Annotated in this window: 11 protein-coding genes; 5 read left to right on the forward strand and 6 right to left on the reverse strand. The window is 70.8% G+C overall.

The genetic code is table 11. From position 1 onward, the window contains the following. From GGR66_RS07640 to GGR66_RS07655, 4 genes are all read right to left on the reverse strand, one after another. Positions 1-1818: a DUF3300 domain-containing protein gene (locus GGR66_RS07640; RefSeq protein WP_184447845.1), complete on the reverse strand. Its 1818-nt coding sequence runs from the start codon at positions 1816-1818 to the stop codon at positions 1-3. A gap of 126 nt (positions 1819-1944) precedes the next feature. Further along, complete coding sequence (zupT, locus tag GGR66_RS07645) at positions 1945-2766, reverse strand: zinc transporter ZupT (protein ID WP_184447846.1); 822 nt, start codon at positions 2764-2766, stop codon at positions 1945-1947. An 85-nt stretch (positions 2767-2851) separates the two neighbouring features. After that, positions 2852-3289 carry an energy transducer TonB gene (locus GGR66_RS07650; RefSeq protein ID WP_184447847.1) on the reverse strand — a complete coding sequence of 146 codons (438 nt, stop codon included), beginning with the start codon at positions 3287-3289 and terminating at the stop codon, positions 2852-2854. A gap of 5 nt (positions 3290-3294) precedes the next feature. Further along, positions 3295-3636: a 4a-hydroxytetrahydrobiopterin dehydratase gene (locus GGR66_RS07655; protein ID WP_184447848.1), complete on the reverse strand. Its 342-nt coding sequence runs from the start codon at positions 3634-3636 to the stop codon at positions 3295-3297. Positions 3637-3721: 85 nt separating this feature from the next. On the opposite strand from GGR66_RS07655, the gene GGR66_RS07660 reads away from it, so the two are divergent. After that, entirely contained in the window at positions 3722-4318 is a 597-nt protein-coding gene (locus GGR66_RS07660; protein ID WP_184447849.1) for an NfuA family Fe-S biogenesis protein, read from the forward strand. Positions 4319-4331: 13 nt separating this feature from the next. Then, positions 4332-6050 carry a transmembrane repetitive protein gene (locus GGR66_RS07665; RefSeq protein ID WP_184447850.1) on the forward strand — a complete coding sequence of 573 codons (1719 nt, stop codon included), beginning with the start codon at positions 4332-4334 and terminating at the stop codon, positions 6048-6050. Positions 6051-6292: 242 nt separating this feature from the next. Here the strand turns inward: GGR66_RS07665 and GGR66_RS07670 are convergent, their stop codons facing one another. Both GGR66_RS07670 and GGR66_RS07675 read right to left on the reverse strand, forming a co-directional pair. After that, complete coding sequence (locus GGR66_RS07670) at positions 6293-6754, reverse strand: cytochrome c (RefSeq protein WP_019800789.1); 462 nt, start codon at positions 6752-6754, stop codon at positions 6293-6295. Positions 6755-6761: 7 nt separating this feature from the next. Then, a complete protein-coding gene (locus tag GGR66_RS07675; protein ID WP_026143839.1) occupies positions 6762-7145 on the reverse strand; it encodes a cytochrome c in 384 nt (127 codons plus the stop codon). 194 nt (positions 7146-7339) lie between these two features. Between GGR66_RS07675 and GGR66_RS07680 the strand changes: the two genes are divergently transcribed. The 3 genes from GGR66_RS07680 to GGR66_RS07690 are packed head-to-tail and all read left to right on the forward strand — an operon-like array spanning position 7340 to position 15038. Next, entirely contained in the window at positions 7340-8458 is a 1119-nt protein-coding gene (locus GGR66_RS07680; RefSeq protein ID WP_184447851.1) for an efflux RND transporter periplasmic adaptor subunit, read from the forward strand. Further along, entirely contained in the window at positions 8458-11964 is a 3507-nt protein-coding gene (locus GGR66_RS07685) for an efflux RND transporter permease subunit (protein WP_184447852.1), read from the forward strand. Before GGR66_RS07680 ends, GGR66_RS07685 begins: the two co-directional genes overlap by 1 nt. Continuing rightward, positions 11961-15038: an efflux RND transporter permease subunit gene (locus GGR66_RS07690; RefSeq protein ID WP_184447853.1), complete on the forward strand. Its 3078-nt coding sequence runs from the start codon at positions 11961-11963 to the stop codon at positions 15036-15038. The genes GGR66_RS07685 and GGR66_RS07690 overlap by 4 nt, the downstream gene beginning before the upstream one ends. Positions 15039-15141 lie beyond the last annotated feature (103 nt).

Here is a 15141-nt window from a genome sequence, read left to right on the forward strand (position 1 = left end):
TCAGCTTTCGTGATGGTCGTGGTCGTGGCGCCCGTCGTGGTGGGCGGGGGTCGGGCGCTGTGCCGGGTGCGACTCGGCTGGACGCGGCGCCGGCATGCGCGGCGGTGGCGAGAACCGGGCGACGCGCTGCTCCTGGCGTGGTTCCGGCATCGGTGCGCGCATCGCCTCGCGCGGCATCTCCGGCGCCCGCGCTTCGCGTTCGGGCGCCGGCGCATGCCAGGCCTGGGCGCGCGGGGCGTCGGCCGGCATCGCCTGGCGCGGCGGCTGCGTGCGTGCCATCTCGCGGGCGAAGCCGGAGGGCTGCATGCCCGGGTCGCCGTGCCGCGACGGTTCGGCGACGCGCGCTTCCGGCATGCCGCCACGATTGGCGACGGCCTCGTGCGGCACCGGCGTGGGCGTCAGCGCCTGCGGCACCGGGCGGCCATGGAACTGCGGGACCGGCATCGACGGAGCCGCGCGCGGTGCGTTCGGCTGGGCCATCGCCACGGTATGTGGCGGTGCCGCAGCGCGCTGGGCGAAGCCGGGCAGCAGCCGCGGATCGCGCGCGGCGGCCATGGCCGCTGGCGTGCCCGGGCTCGGCAGGCGCTGCACCGGCGGCGGCATCGCCGCGACCGGGCGGCCGGCCTGCAGCATCTGGTGGGTGAAGTGCGGCATGCTCTGCGGCATCGCGCCCGGCTGGGCGCGGGTCGGCCCGAACGCCGCGGCCGGCATGCGTGCGCCCATCGCCGCGGCGGTCATTGCGGCACCTGGAGCATGCGTGGCGGCGAAGGCCTGCTGACCGCCCGGCCCACCCATCGGTGCGGCCGGCGGCGGCGCGCCGCGGTAGTCGTTGTGCACGTAGCTGCGGTTGTCGTAGTGGTTGTTGATGATGGTGGTGCGCGGCGCGTACACGCTGTTGCGGTAGACCACGTAGTTCGGCGCCGATGGCGGCGCGTTCCAGTTCACCCCCCAGTTGTTCCAGCCCCAGCTGTGCCACGGCGGTGCCGGTTCCAGCCAGCCGAACACGCTGTGGTGGTGATGTTCGAGCGCGTCGCCGACCAGCACGCCGACGCCGAAGGAGATGATGCCGGCGGTGACCAGGTCGCCGGTGTCGTAGTAGGGGCGCGGCGGGCGGTAGCGGTACTCGCGGTAGACGTTGACCGGTGCGCCGTAGACCACGTCGGGGTCGTAGCGCGGCACGTAGACCACGTCCGGCTGCGCCGGCTCGATCACGATGGTGCGGGTCGGCGGTGGTACCGCGTCGGCATAGGCCGGCGCCGGTTCGACCACCGTGCGCTGCACCACCTGCACGCGCTGTTGCGGGGTGCTGCGCAGGTGGCCCTGCGCCTGCGCACGCTGGCGCATCACCTGCACCGCGTCCAGCACCTGGTTGGGGTCGTGGGCGTAGGCATCGCCCAGCGAGCGGGTCCAGTCGCCGTTGCCGGCCAGTTGGTCGACCACGTCGGGGAAGGCGGTCAGCGCCTTGACGCTGGGGTCCCAAGGCTGCGCCGCGGCCGCCTGCAGGCGGTCGGTGGCGGACAGGGTGCGGTTGTTGCGCAGCCAGTCCTGCGCGGATACCACCTGATCCGGATACACCGAGGCGGCGAGGGTCTGCGCCAGCAGCTTGTCCGGGAACAGCGCGATCGGCGCCACCAGTTGATACAGCTGGTCGGCGGTGGGCGGTACGTAGGGGGCGGGCGCGGGGGCCGCGGCGGGGGCGGGCGCATCGGCCTGGGTCGCGGGGGATGGCGTTTCTTGTCGCTGACAGGCGCCCAGCGCCACCACGCTCAGCGCGGTGAACAGGGCCAGCCTGGCCGGGGGTAGGGGGCGGAACTCCATGCGACACCTCATCGAGCGGGGCGAAGGTGGCCGCAGCATGCGCCGCCTTGGGTGTCTGCGACCTTTCTGCGCAGCGTCGCCGCGCGGGCCAGCGAGCGCGCGTTCAGGCGGCGCCCACGGGCACGCTCAGACCGGCGCGGACAGGCGGAACAGCACCAGGCTGAGCGCCAGCGTGGCCATGCCCGCGACCAGGCCGTACACCGTCTCGTGCCCCTGCGCGTAGCGCTTGGCCGCCGGCAGCAATTCGTCCAGGGCCAGGAACACCATCACCCCGGCGATCAGCCCGAACACCGCGCCGAACACCGCATCGGACAGGAAGCGCGCCAGCGCGACGTAGCCGATCAGCGCGCCGATCGGCTCGGCCAGGCCGGACAGCAGGCTGGCGCCGAAGGCATAGGACTTGCGCCCGGTGGCGTAATGCACCGGCACCGCGATGGCGATGCCCTCGGGGATGTTGTGCACGGCGATGGCGAAGGCCAGCGGCATGCCGACCGCCGGGCTTTCCAGCGTCGCGAAGAAGGTGGCCAGGCCCTCGGGGAAGTTGTGCGCGGTGATCGCCACCGCGGTGAGCAGGCCGACACGCTTGACGTAGGCACGGTTGTCGTCGCGGAACAGTGGATCGCGGCTGTTGAGGCTTTCGTGCGGATTGGGTACCAGCCGGTCGATGGTCACGATCAGCACCATGCCGGCCAGGAACGCCAGGGTGGCGTAGGCTTGGCCCAGGCGCGGATCGAAGGCCTCGCTGAAGGCGGCGATCGACTTGCCGAGGATCTCGGTCAGCGACACGTACACCATCGCGCCGGCGGAGAATGCCAGGCCGAAGGCGAGCAGGCGCGGATTGGGCCCCTTGCTGAACAACACCAGCACGCTGCCCAGGCCGGTGGCCAAGCCGGCGGCGAGGGTCACGCCGAGCGCGACCAGGACATTGTGCAGCGGGATATCCAGCATGCGCCGGCGGCTCCTAGGAAGAGGCGTCGATCAAACCCGGCGCGGTGCGGGTGTCGCGTGAAGGCGCGCCGCGCGCGCCCATGGTTCAGCCAGCCTTGTGCGCCTGGGCGTCCAGCGCGAAGCAACGGTCCGGGCGCGGCTGCGGCGGATTGAAATTGACCGGCACCTGGATGGTCCACGGCACCGCCTGGCCGTTGCGGGTGGCGGGCTTGAAGGTCCAGCCGCGCACGGCCTCCTGCGCCGAGGCGTCCAGCTTGGCCTGGCCGCTGCCGGCAACCACGTCCACCTCGGTCGGCTTGCCCTGCACGCCGACCACCACCTTCAGCACCACCTTGCCGCCAACACCGGCGCAGGCCACGTCGATCGGATAGTCCGGCGGCGGCGTCTTCACCGCGGCGACCTCGGTCGGCGGCTGCGCCACGGTGTGTTGCTGCGATTGCTGGGATTGGCCGCAGGCGCTGAGCAGCACGGCGCTCAGGCAGGCCAGGGGGAGCAGACGGCGGGCGGTAGCGGTGGCGGTCATCGGGTTCATTCCGGAAGCGCGGACGCCTTGGCGGCGCAGATGAAGTCGTTCTCGCTGAGGCCACCGACATCGTGGGTGGAATAGCGCACCACCACGCGGTCGTAGTGCACGCCCAGGTCGGGGTGGTGGTCCTCGCGGTGCGCGATCCAGGCCAGCGCGTTGACGAAGGCCAGGGTGCGGTAATAGTCGGGGAAGCGGAAGGTGCGGCTGATCGCGGTGCCGTTCTCCACCACGTCCCAGCCGGGCACCTGCGGCAGCAGTTCGGCCAGGCGCGCCTGGGTCAGTTTGTATTCGCCGCCCTTGCAGGGCGAGCAATGGGCCTGGACGAGCGGGATCAGGTCGTTCATGGTGGTCTCTGCGGTGGAACGGACAGGGCCGGTCAACATACCGCCCGCGACGAGCGCAGGGCGTGGAAGGGTCTAGAATACCCGCATGATCCAGATCTCAGACAACGCACAGGCCCATTTCCGCAAGTTGCTCGAACGCGAGGCCGTGCCCGGCATGGGCGTACGCCTGAGCGCGGTCGATGCCGGCACCCCGCGCGCCGATGCGCGGCTGGAGTTCGCCGAGCCGGCGGACCTGGCCGGCGACGAATGGGCGATCGATTGCGCCGGCTTCACCCTGTACGTGGCAGCCGACAGCGTCGGCTGGCTCGACGGCGCGGAAATCGACTACGTCACCCAGGGCACCGGCCAGCAACTCACCATCAAGGCGCCGAAGATCAAGGGCGAAGCCCCGGGCGAGGCGGCCTCGCTGGTGGAACGGGTGCGCTGGGTGGTGGAAAACGAGGTCAATCCGCAGCTGGCCCAGCATGGCGGCCGCGTGGCGGTGCAGGAAGTGTCCGCCGATGGCGTGGTGCTGCTGCGCTTCGGCGGCGGCTGCCACGGCTGCGGCATGGCCGACGTGACCTTGAAGCAGGGCATCGAGAAGACCCTGATGGGCCGCGTGCCGGGCGTGACCGCGGTGCGCGACGCCACCGACCACGACACCGGCAGCGCCCCCTACATTCCGCGCGATTCGGCCGCCTGACTTTCCACTGCCGGTGACGCGCGCCACCGACATCCTCGATGCGCTGTTGGCGCGCACGCCGCGCAAGCTGCTGCGCGATCGCCGCACCGGCCTGCCGTACGCGTGGGCGCACTGGATCGCGGCGCAACCGGTCGTGCCTCGGCCGTTTGCAGCCCCCGAGCTGATCGCGGCGATGCCGCCGGCCTCGCCGCCTGCGACCCTGCGCCTGCCGGCCTTGCCGCTGTGGCAGGCGTTCCGCCGCCTGTGGTGGCAGCACTGGGATCCGGCGCCCTACGACCAGCGCTGGTGGCGGCGCCTGGCCGTCCTGCTGAGCTTGTTGCTGCACCTGCTGTTCGCGGTGTTTTTGCTGTGGGTGGCGTTCGTGCGCTGGCTGCCGCCGCGCGCCGACGCGGACGCCGCCGGGCGCGTACAGGTGGAATTCGTCGGCCGCGGCACGCCCGCCGAACGCGGTGGCGGTGCGCCGGCCGAGGCGGCCGCCGCTGCAACGGCGGCGGCGCCGACCCCGCGTGCGCAGCACGCCGCGACCGCGCGCTCGCGCCCGACGCCGCCGGCTGCTGCAGCGCCCGCACCGGCCGCGGCGCCGACTCCGGTTCCCGCTCCAGCTCCCGTTCCGCCGGTGCCCACGCAGACCACGGCCAGTGCGCCGCCACCGCCGGCGGAGCAGCCGCTGCAGGTGACCGAGACCCCGACGCCCACCCGCGACTTCGTGCTGCCGCCACCGCCGAGCGTGCGCGTGCCGGTGCCGACACCGCGCGCGGTGGTGCCGCCGGACGTGCAGGTGCCGGTACGCGAGGTCGAGGTGGTCACCGACGTGCCGACCGTGGCCCAGCTGCGCCCGCGCGACATCGCGGTGCCGCGCCCAGTCGCACCGCAGGTGCAGGTGCGCGAACGCGAGGTGCCGGCACCGCTGCCGCAGGTGCAGGTTCCGGCGCCGCAGCTGCGCACGCCCGAGCCCACGCCGGTGCCGCGCAGCGCCGAGGTACCGCAGGTGCGTCAGATCGAAGTGCCAACGCCGAGCACCGCTACCGCGAGCGCGCCCATGCCAGCACCGGCGACCGCTCCGGACGCAGCGCCGGCCAGCGCGCCGACAGCGCAGCAGGCGCCGGTCGCAGCAGCCGGTGCCGCCGCCAGTGCGCCCGCCAAGCCGACCGCGCCCGCGGCCGGCACCGCGCCGCCCGGGAGCCAGGCCGCGGCCCCGGGAAGCGGCCCGGCCCCGGTCGCTCGCGATGGTGGCTGGGCCACGCCGCAGCGTGGCGACGACTGGGGCGCGGCTGCGCGCAACCGCTCCGGCGATGCCGGTGCCGGCGCCAGCAAGGGCGGCGGCTTGTTCAATGCCGACGGCAGCGTGCGCCTGGCCGATGGCCGCGGCAACGACCAGACCCCTGCGCGCAGCGCGCCCGGGTCCGAGACCGACAGCTGGACCCGCGAGCGCATCGAAAAGGCCGGGGAGTGGCTCAAGCGTCCGCCGTACGACTACACGCCGACCTCGTTCGACAAGTACTGGCTGCCGAACGCGACCCTGCTGGAGGAGTGGGTGCGGCGCGGCATCAAGTCGGTGAAGATCCCGATTCCGGGCACCACCAGCAGCATTTCCTGCGTGATCTCGATCCTGCAGGTGGGTGGTGGCTGCGGCATCACCGATCCCAATCTCAACGAGCAGCCGGCCGGCGCGCGGCCGCCACCGAACGTGCCGTTCAAGCGCGAACTGCAAGAGGACAACGGCAGCCGCTGAGCGCGGCGATGACTGGATCGGGACGGGTTCGTTGTCGCTGTGCGATGCGGGATGCGCCGGGACGGCGTGCGCCATGCCTGGCTGCACACCGGTCATGCCGATCGCGATGGGGAGTCGGCCTATGCCGAGCGAGACGTCGACATCGGCGCGTAGAACACCGCATCCACCACGCTGCTGATGTCCGGGATCGCCCGAGCGTCCGGCACGTCATGCGACGTGCGGGATGCCTGGCGATGGTCGGCTCAGTTCACGCCGTGCAGGTCGCGCAACTGGCTGCTGCGCGAGCCGAAGTAGGCGGCCAGGTCGGCGATGTCCTGGTCGCTCAGCTGCGCCGCCTGCGGGCTCATCAGCGGATGCGTGCGGGTGCCGCCGCGATAGGCCTGCAGTGCGTGCGCGAGATAGTCGCCGTACTGGCCGCCCAGCTTGGGGTAGGTCGGGTCGATCGGCGCGTTGCCGTCGGCGCCATGGCAGTCGATGCAGCTCTGCCCGGTGGCCTTGCCTTTGGCGTGGGCCAGCTTGTCGCCGGCCTCGATGCGCCCGCCGGGCAGGCCGGCGGAGGAGCCGGAACCGTGCTCGCCGCTGGCGTGGCCGGGATCGCCGGCGGATTTGCTGGTGGATTCCACCTGCGATTGCGAACAGGCCCCCAGGCACAGGGCGGCAAGCAGGACGAGGGCGGGACGCAAGGCGTGCGCGGCGTTCGGCATGGGAGGCCTACTTGAGGGTGGACAGGAAAGCGGCGATGTCGGCGATCTCCTGGTCGGAGAAGCTTTCCGCCTGGGCCTGCATGGTCGGATGCTTGCGCTTGCCGAGCCGGTATTCGGTCAGCGCCTGGGTCAGGTACTGCGCCGACTGCCCGCCGATCTTGGGGATGCGGTAGCTGGGGTAGGCGTTCTTGTAGCCGGTGACGCCGTGGCAGCCCTGACAGGTGTAGGTGAGCACCCGACCATTGGCGGCATTGCCCTGCACGGGCGCGGGTGCCGCGGCTGCGGCTGCGGGAGCGGCGGGCGCCGGCGCGGTCTGCGCCATGGCCGGGGCGGCCCCAACGGAAACGAGTACGGCCAGAGCAAAACAAGCGGCTAGCGGCTGCGTGCGCATGGTTTCGTGGTCCGGAGGACGGATTGGGGTTCCGGCGTGGGGGAACACGGAACGGCCCGAGTATAGCCTCACCTTTCGCGGCTCCGAAACTGGCCGTGGCGAGGGACCCGTGACCTTTGGGGCATTCGGCATGGCGTCGATTGGTGATCTACTTATCTACAACACCATTCACGCCATCCACCGGGGATACGACGATGACGCGACCGCTCACGCGCCGCACTGCCAGTTGCGCTGCCGCGCTGTTGGTCACCACCACGCTGCTGCTCAGCGCCTGCAAACCGGCCGCCGAAGCCAAGGCCAAGGCCGCCGACAGCGAGAAGGCGCCGGAGGCGGTGCCGGTGGAGGTGGCCGTGGCCAGCCGCCGCGCGGTGGCGGCCAGCTACAGCGGCACTGCGGCGCTGGAAGCCCGCGCCGAATCGCAGGTGGTGGCCAAGACCTCCGGCGTGGCCCTGGCGGTGCTGGCCGAGGAGGGCCAGCAGGTGCGCGCCGGGCAGCCGCTGGTGCGGCTGGACCCGGACCGTGCGCGGCTGGCGCTGGCGCAGAGCGAGGCGCAGTTGCGCAAGCTGGAGAACAACTACCGGCGCTCGCAGCAGTTGGTGGGCCAGCAACTGGTCAGCGCCGCCGACGTCGACCAGATCAAGTACGACCTGGCTAACGTGCGCGCACAACACCAGTTGGCGTCGCTGGAACTTTCATACGCGACGGTGACGGCGCCGATCTCCGGGGTGATCGCCTCGCGCTCGATCAAGACCGGCAACTTCGTGCAGATCAACACGCCGATCTTCCGCATCGTCGACGATTCGCGCCTGGAGGCCACGCTCAACGTGCCCGAGCGCGAACTGGCCACGCTCAAGACCGGGCAGCCGGTGACCCTGCTGGCCGATGCGCTGCCGGGCAAGCAGTTCCGCGGCCGGGTCGACCGCATCGCGCCGGTGGTGGATGCCGGCAGCGGTACCTTCCGCGTGGTCTGCGCCTTCGACGAGGGCGCGCAGGCGCTGCAGCCGGGCATGTTCGGGCGCATCCGCATCGATTACGACCAGCGCGCCGATGCGCTAGTGGTGCCGCGGCTGGCGTTGCTCGACGATGGTGAGCCGGCGGTGTTCCGCGTGGTCGCCGGCAAGGTCGCGCGGGTGCCGGTGATGCTGGGCTATGCCGAAGGGCCGTGGGTGGAGATCCGCCAGGGCCTGCAGCCCGGCGACCAGGTGGTCACCGCCGGCAAGGTCGCGCTGCGCGACGGCAGCCGCGTGCAGGTGATCGCGCCGCAGCGCGAGGTCGCCGACGCCGCGCCGGCCACCGCCGCCGGAGCGCGCTGATGCACGGCGCCGATCCCGACGCGCACGCGCCGCCTGCGCCCGCCGCTGCGCACGGCGGCGGCCTGGTGGAATTCGCCACCCGCCGCCGCGTGACCATCGCGATGATCACCCTGACCATGCTGCTGTTCGGCGCGATCGCGCTGCACGGGCTCAAGGTGAACCTGCTGCCGGACCTGAGCTATCCGACCCTGACCGTGCGCACCGAATACGCCGGCGCCGCGCCGTCGGAGATCGAGACGCTGGTGACCGAGCCGGTGGAGGAAGCGGTCGGCGTGGTCAAGAACCTGCGCAAGCTCAAGTCGGTGTCGCGCACCGGGCAGAGCGACGTGGTGCTGGAGTTCGCCTGGGGCACCAACATGGACCAGGCCAGCCTGGAGGTGCGCGACAAGATGGAGGCGCTGTCGCTGCCGCTGGAGGCCAAGGCGCCGGTGCTGCTGCGCTTCAATCCGTCCACCCAGCCGATCATGCGCCTGGTGCTGTCGAGCAAGACCGCCGCGCACAGCGACGCCGAGGCGGTGCGCGCGCTGACCCAGTTGCGCCGCTACGCCGACGAGGATCTGAAGAAGAAGCTGGAGCCGGTGGCGGGCGTGGCCGCGGTCAAGGTCGGCGGCGGCCTGGAGGACGAGATCCAGGTGGATATCGACCAGCAGCGGCTGGCGCAGCTCAACATGCCGATCGACACGGTGATCGCGCGGCTCAAGGACGAGAACGTCAATCTCTCCGGCGGGCGCCTGGAGCAGGGCACGCAGCGCTACCTGGTGCGCACGGTCAATCAGTTCGCCGACCTGGACGAGATCCGCAACCTGTTGCTCACCACCCAGGGCGCCGGCGGCAACGCGGCGGACGCGGCCTTGCAGCAGATGTATGCGATCGCCGCCTCCACCGGTTCGGAAGCCGCGATCGCGGCCGCGTCGGCAGCGCAGAGCGCGACGTCCAGCACGACCACCATAGTCGCCGGCGGCATGCCGATCCGGCTCAAGGACGTGGCGCAGGTGCGGCAGGGCTACAAGGAGCGCGAGGCGATCATCCGCCTGGGCGGCAAGGAAGCGGTGGAACTGGCCATCTACAAGGAAGGCGACGCCAACACCGTGTCCACCGCCGCGGCGCTGCGCAAGCGCCTGGAACAGCTGCAGGCGCAGATCCCGGCCGACGCCGAGTTGACCACGTTGGAAGACCAGTCGCGCTTCATCGAGCACGCCATCGGCGACGTAAAGAAGGATGCGGTGATCGGCGGCCTGCTGGCGATCCTGATCATCTTCCTGTTCCTGCGCGACGGCTGGAGCACGTTCGTGATCGGCCTGTCGCTGCCGGTGTCGATCGTGACCACGTTCTTCTTCATGGGCCAGCTCGGGCTGAGCCTCAACGTGATGTCGTTGGGCGGGCTGGCGCTGGCCACCGGCCTGGTGGTGGACGACTCGATCGTGGTGCTGGAAAGCATCGCCAAGGCGCGCGAGCGCGGCCTGAGCGTGCTCGATGCGGCGATCGTCGGCACCCGCGAGGTCGGCATGGCGGTGGTCGCCTCGACCCTGACCACGATCGCGGTGTTCCTGCCGCTGGTGTTCGTGGAAGGCGTGGCCGGGCAACTGTTCCGCGACCAGGCGCTGACCGTGGCGATCGCCATTGCGATCTCGCTGGTGGTGTCCATGACCCTGATCCCGATGCTCAGTTCGCTGAAGGGCCGCCCGCCGCTGGCGTTCCCGGTGGAGCCGGCGGCGCCGCGCTGGCAGCCGCAGCGCGGCTGGCTGAAGCCGCTGGCCTGGAGCCGCCGCGGTGCCGGTGCGGCGGTGCGCGGCGTGTGCTTCGGCGTGGCCTGGTCGTGCGTGCGGCTGTGGCGCGGCGCGATGGCGGTGGTCGCGCCGGTGATGCGCAAGGCCAGCGACCTGGCGATGGCGCCGTACGCGCTGGCCGAGCGCGGCTACCTGCGGCTGTTGCCGGGCGCGCTGGCGCGTCCGGGTTGGGTGCTGGGGCTGGCGGCGCTGGCCTTCGCCGCGACGCTGGCGGTGGCGCCGCTGCTGGGCGCCGACCTGATCCCGCAGCTGGCGCAGGACCGCTTCGAGATGACCGTGAAACTGCCGGCCGGTACGCCGTTGCGGCAGACCGACGCGCTGGTGCGCGAACTGCAGGAGGTCCACGGCAAGGATGCGGGCGTGCAGGCGCTGTACGGGGTCAGCGGCAGCGGCACCCGGCTCGACGCAAGCCCCACCGAGAGCGGCGAGAACATCGGCAAGCTGACCATCGCCATGGCCGGCGGCGGCAGTGCGCAGTTCGAGGCGCAGCAGAGCGAGCGCATGCGCGCGACGATGCGTAACCACCCGGGCGTGCAGGTCGGTTTCAGCCGGCCCGAGCTGTTCAGTTTCTCCACGCCGCTGGAGATCGAACTGCGCGGCCAGGATCTGCAGACCATCCAGCACGCCGGGCAGAAACTGGCGGCGCTGCTGCGCGGCAACGGCCATTTCGCCGACGTCAAATCCACGGTGGAGGAGGGCTTCCCGGAGATCCAGATCCGCTTCGACCAGGAGCGCGCCGGCGCGCTGGGCCTGACCACGCGGCAGATCGCCGACGTGGTGGTGAAGAAGGTGCGCGGCGACGTCGCCACCCGCTACAGCTTCCGCGACCGCAAGATCGACGTGCTGGTGCGCGCGCAGCAGAGCGACCGCTCCAGCGTCGACAGCATCCGCCGGCTGATCGTCAATCCGGGCAGCAGCCGGCCGGTGACCCTGGACGCGGTCGCCGACGTCGTCGCCACCACCGGGCCCAGCGAAATCCACCGCGCCGACCAGATCCGCGTGGCGATCGTCTCGGCCAACCTGCGCGACATCGACCTGGGCGGCGCGGTACGCGAAGTCGGCGCGATGGTGGCGCGCGATCCGCTCGGCGCCGGCGTCGGCATGCACATCGGCGGGCAGGGCGAGGAACTGGCGCAATCGGCGCGCTCGCTGCTGTTCGCGTTCGGCCTGGCGGTGTTCCTGGTGTACCTGGTGATGGCCTCGCAGTTCGAGTCGCTGCTGCATCCGTTCGTCATCCTGTTCACCATCCCGCTGGCGCTGGTCGGCGCGGTGCTGGCGCTGCTGCTGACCGGCAAGCCGGTGTCGGTGGTGGTGTTCATCGGCTTGATCCTGCTGGTGGGCCTGGTGACCAAGAACGCGATCATCCTGATCGACAAGGTCAACCAGTTGCGCGAGGAGGGCGTGGCCAAGCGCGCCGCGCTGATCGAAGGGGCGCGCTCGCGACTGCGGCCGATCGTGATGACCACGCTGTGCACATTGTTCGGCTTCCTGCCGCTGGCGATCGCCAGTGGCGAGGGCGCCGAGGTGCGCGCGCCGATGGCGATCACCGTGATCGGCGGGCTGCTGGTGTCGACGCTGTTGACCCTGCTGGTGATCCCGGTGGTCTACGACCGCCTGGATCGCCGCGCCGACGCGTACTACGCCGAGCGCGGACGGCGCGCGCGGCAGCGCGAGCACGGCGAGCAGCGCTTGCAGGACGGTGAGGGCGCACCGGCATGAGCGTCGCCGAGTTCAGCATCCGCCGTCCGGTCACCACCATCATGTGCTTCGTGTCGTTGGTGGTGGTCGGGCTGATCGCGGCCTTCCGCCTGCCGCTGGAGGCCTTGCCGGACATCTCCGCGCCGTTCCTGTTCGTGCAGCTGCCGTACACCGGCTCGACCCCGGACGAGGTCGAGCGCAACCTGGTGCGGCCGACCGAGGAAGCGCTGGCGACGATGACCGGGATCAAGCGCATGCGCTCGACCGCCACCGCCGACGGCGCCAACATTTTCATCGAGTTCTCCGACTGGGACCGCGACATCGCCATCGCCGCTTCCGACGCGCGCGAGCGCATCGACGCGATCCGCGCCGATCTGCCGGCGGACCTGCGGCGCTACAACGTGTTCAAGTGGTCCAGCAGCGACCAGCCGGTGCTCAAGGTGCGCCTGGCCGGCGCGGCCGACCTGACCGGCGCCTACGACATGCTCGATCGCGAGTTCAAGCGCCGCCTGGAACGCATTCCCGGCGTGGCCAAGGTGTCGGTGTCCGGCGCGCCGCCGAACGAGGTCGAGATCGCCATCGCCCCGGACCGGCTCAGCGCGCACAACCTCAGCCTCAACCAGCTCAGCGAGCGCCTGGGCAAGCTCAACTTCTCGCTGTCGGCCGGGCAGATCGACGACAACGGCCAGCGCCTGCGGGTGCAGCCGATCGGCGAACTGCGCGACCTGCAGGAACTGCGCGATCTGGTCATCGACAGCAAGGGCCTGCGCCTGGGCGACATCGCCGAGGTGCGGCTCAAGCCGACCCGGATGAGCTACGGCCGGCGCCTGGACGGACGCCCGGCGGTGGGCCTGGACGTGTTCAAGGAGCGCAGCGCCAACCTAGTCGAGGTCTCGCGCGCGGTGTTGGCCGAGGTCGAGCAGATCCGCAAGCAGCCGGCGCTGAGCGACGTGCAGATCAAGGTCATCGACAACCAGGGCAAGGCGGTGACCTCGTCGCTGGCGGAACTGGCCGAAGCCGGCGCGGTGGGCCTGCTGCTGTCGGTGACGGTGCTGTTCTTCTTCCTGCGCCACTGGCCGTCGACGCTGATGGTGACCCTGGCGATCCCGATCTGCTTCGCCATCACCCTGGGCTTCATGTACTTCGCCGGGGTCACCCTCAACATCCTGACCATGATGGGCCTGCTGCTGGCCGTCGGCATGCTGGTGGACAACGCCGTGGTGGTGGTGGAGAGCATCTACCAGGAGCGCGAGCGCATGCCCGACCAGCCGCAGCGCGCCTCCATCGTCGGCACCCGCAACGTTGCCATCGCGCTGTCGGCCGGCACCCTGTGCCACTGCATCGTGTTCGTACCGAACCTGTTCGGCGAGACCAACAACATCAGCATCTTCATGTCGCAGATCGCCATCACCATCTCGGTGTCGCTGCTGGCGTCGTGGCTGGTGGCGGTGAGCCTGATCCCGATGCTGTCGGCGCGCATGCGCACCCCGGCGCTGGTGCATTCCCCGCACGGACTGATCCCGCGCCTGCAGCGCCGCTACGCGCGGGTGCTGGCCTGGTCGCTGGCGCACCGCGGCTGGAGCGTGAGCGCGATCGTGCTGATCAGCGCGCTGAGCGTGATCCCGATGATGCAGACCAAGAAGGACATGTTCGGCGGCGACGGCGGCGAGCAGGTCTTCATCGGCTACCAATGGAAGGGCGCCTATACGCGCGAACAGATGGCCGAGGAAGTGACCCGGCTCGAACGCTTCATCGATGCGCGCCGCGCGCAGTACCACGTGACCCAGGTGTATTCCTGGTTCAGCGAGGAGGAGGGCAGCAGCACCACGCTGACCGTGGACCTGAAGCAGGTCCGCGACCTGCCGGCGCTGATGGAACGCATCCGCAAGGAACTGCCGCGCTCGGCGCGGGTAGATTTCCACGTCGGCAACAGCAACGGCGGCGATGGCGGCAACGGCGGCGGGCAGACCGTGCAGGTGCAACTGGTCGGCGATTCCACCGAGGCGCTGCGCGCGCTGGCCGACGACGTGGTGCCGGTGCTGGCGCGGCGCAAGGAACTGCGCGACGTGCGCGTGGACAGCGGCGACCGCAGCACCGAACTGGCGGTGCGGGTGGACCGCGAGCGTGCCGCCGCGTTCGGCTTCAGCGCCGAGCAGGTTGCCAGCTTCGTCGGCCTGGCGCTGCGTGGCGCGTCGCTGCGCGAGTTCCGCCACGGCGACAACGAGGTGCCGGTGTGGGTGCGCTTCGCCGGCGCCGAGCAAACCTCGCCGGAGGATCTGGACAGCTTCAACGTGCGCACCCAGGACGGGCGCAGCGTGCCGCTGCTGAGCCTGGTCGAGACGCAACCGCGCGCGGCCGCGACCCAGATCGCCCGCACCAACCGCCAGACCACGCTGACCATCACCGCCAATCTCGGCGCCAAGGTCACCGCGCCGGAAGCAAAGCAGGCGATCGAGGACACGCTCAAGGCGGTCAGCTTCCCGGTCGGCTACCGCTACAGCTTCGACGGTGCGGACGGTCAGGACGACGACCAGGCCAGCCAGCAGATGCTGTTCAACTTGCTGATCGCGCTGCTGATGATCTACGTGGTGATGGCCGCGGTGTTCGAATCGCTGCTGTTCCCGGCGGCGATCATGAGCGGCGTGCTGTTCTCGGTGTTCGGCGTGTTCTGGCTGTTCTGGATCACCGGCACCAGCTTCGGGATCATGGCCTTCATCGGCATCCTGGTGCTGATGGGCGTGGTGGTGAACAACGGCATCGTGATGATCGAGCACATCAACAATCTGCGCCGGCGCGGCCTCGGCCGCACCGAGGCGCTGATCGAAGGCTCGCGCGAGCGCCTGCGGCCGATCATGATGACCATGGGCACGGCGATCCTGGCGATGGTGCCGATCTCGCTGACCACCACGCAGATGTTCGGCGACGGTCCGGCCTACTACCCGATGGCCCGCGCCATCGCTGGCGGCCTGGCGTTCTCGACCGTGGTCAGCCTGCTGTTTCTGCCGACCATCTACGCGATGCTCGACGATCTCAGCAATGGCGCGGCGGGCTTGGTGCAGCGCGCGCGTGGTGTCGCCGCACCGCAAGCCGCATGAGCTTTTCGTAGGAGCTTTTCGTAGGAGCGGCTTCAGCCGCGACAGGCGTCCCAGGGAAGGCCCGTCGCGTCTGAAGCCGCTCCTACGAGGTCAATGCTTCGGC

The organism is Xanthomonas sp. 3498, assembly GCF_014199795.1.
In the GTDB taxonomy this organism is placed as follows: Bacteria; Pseudomonadota; Gammaproteobacteria; order Xanthomonadales; family Xanthomonadaceae; genus Xanthomonas_A; species Xanthomonas_A rydalmerensis.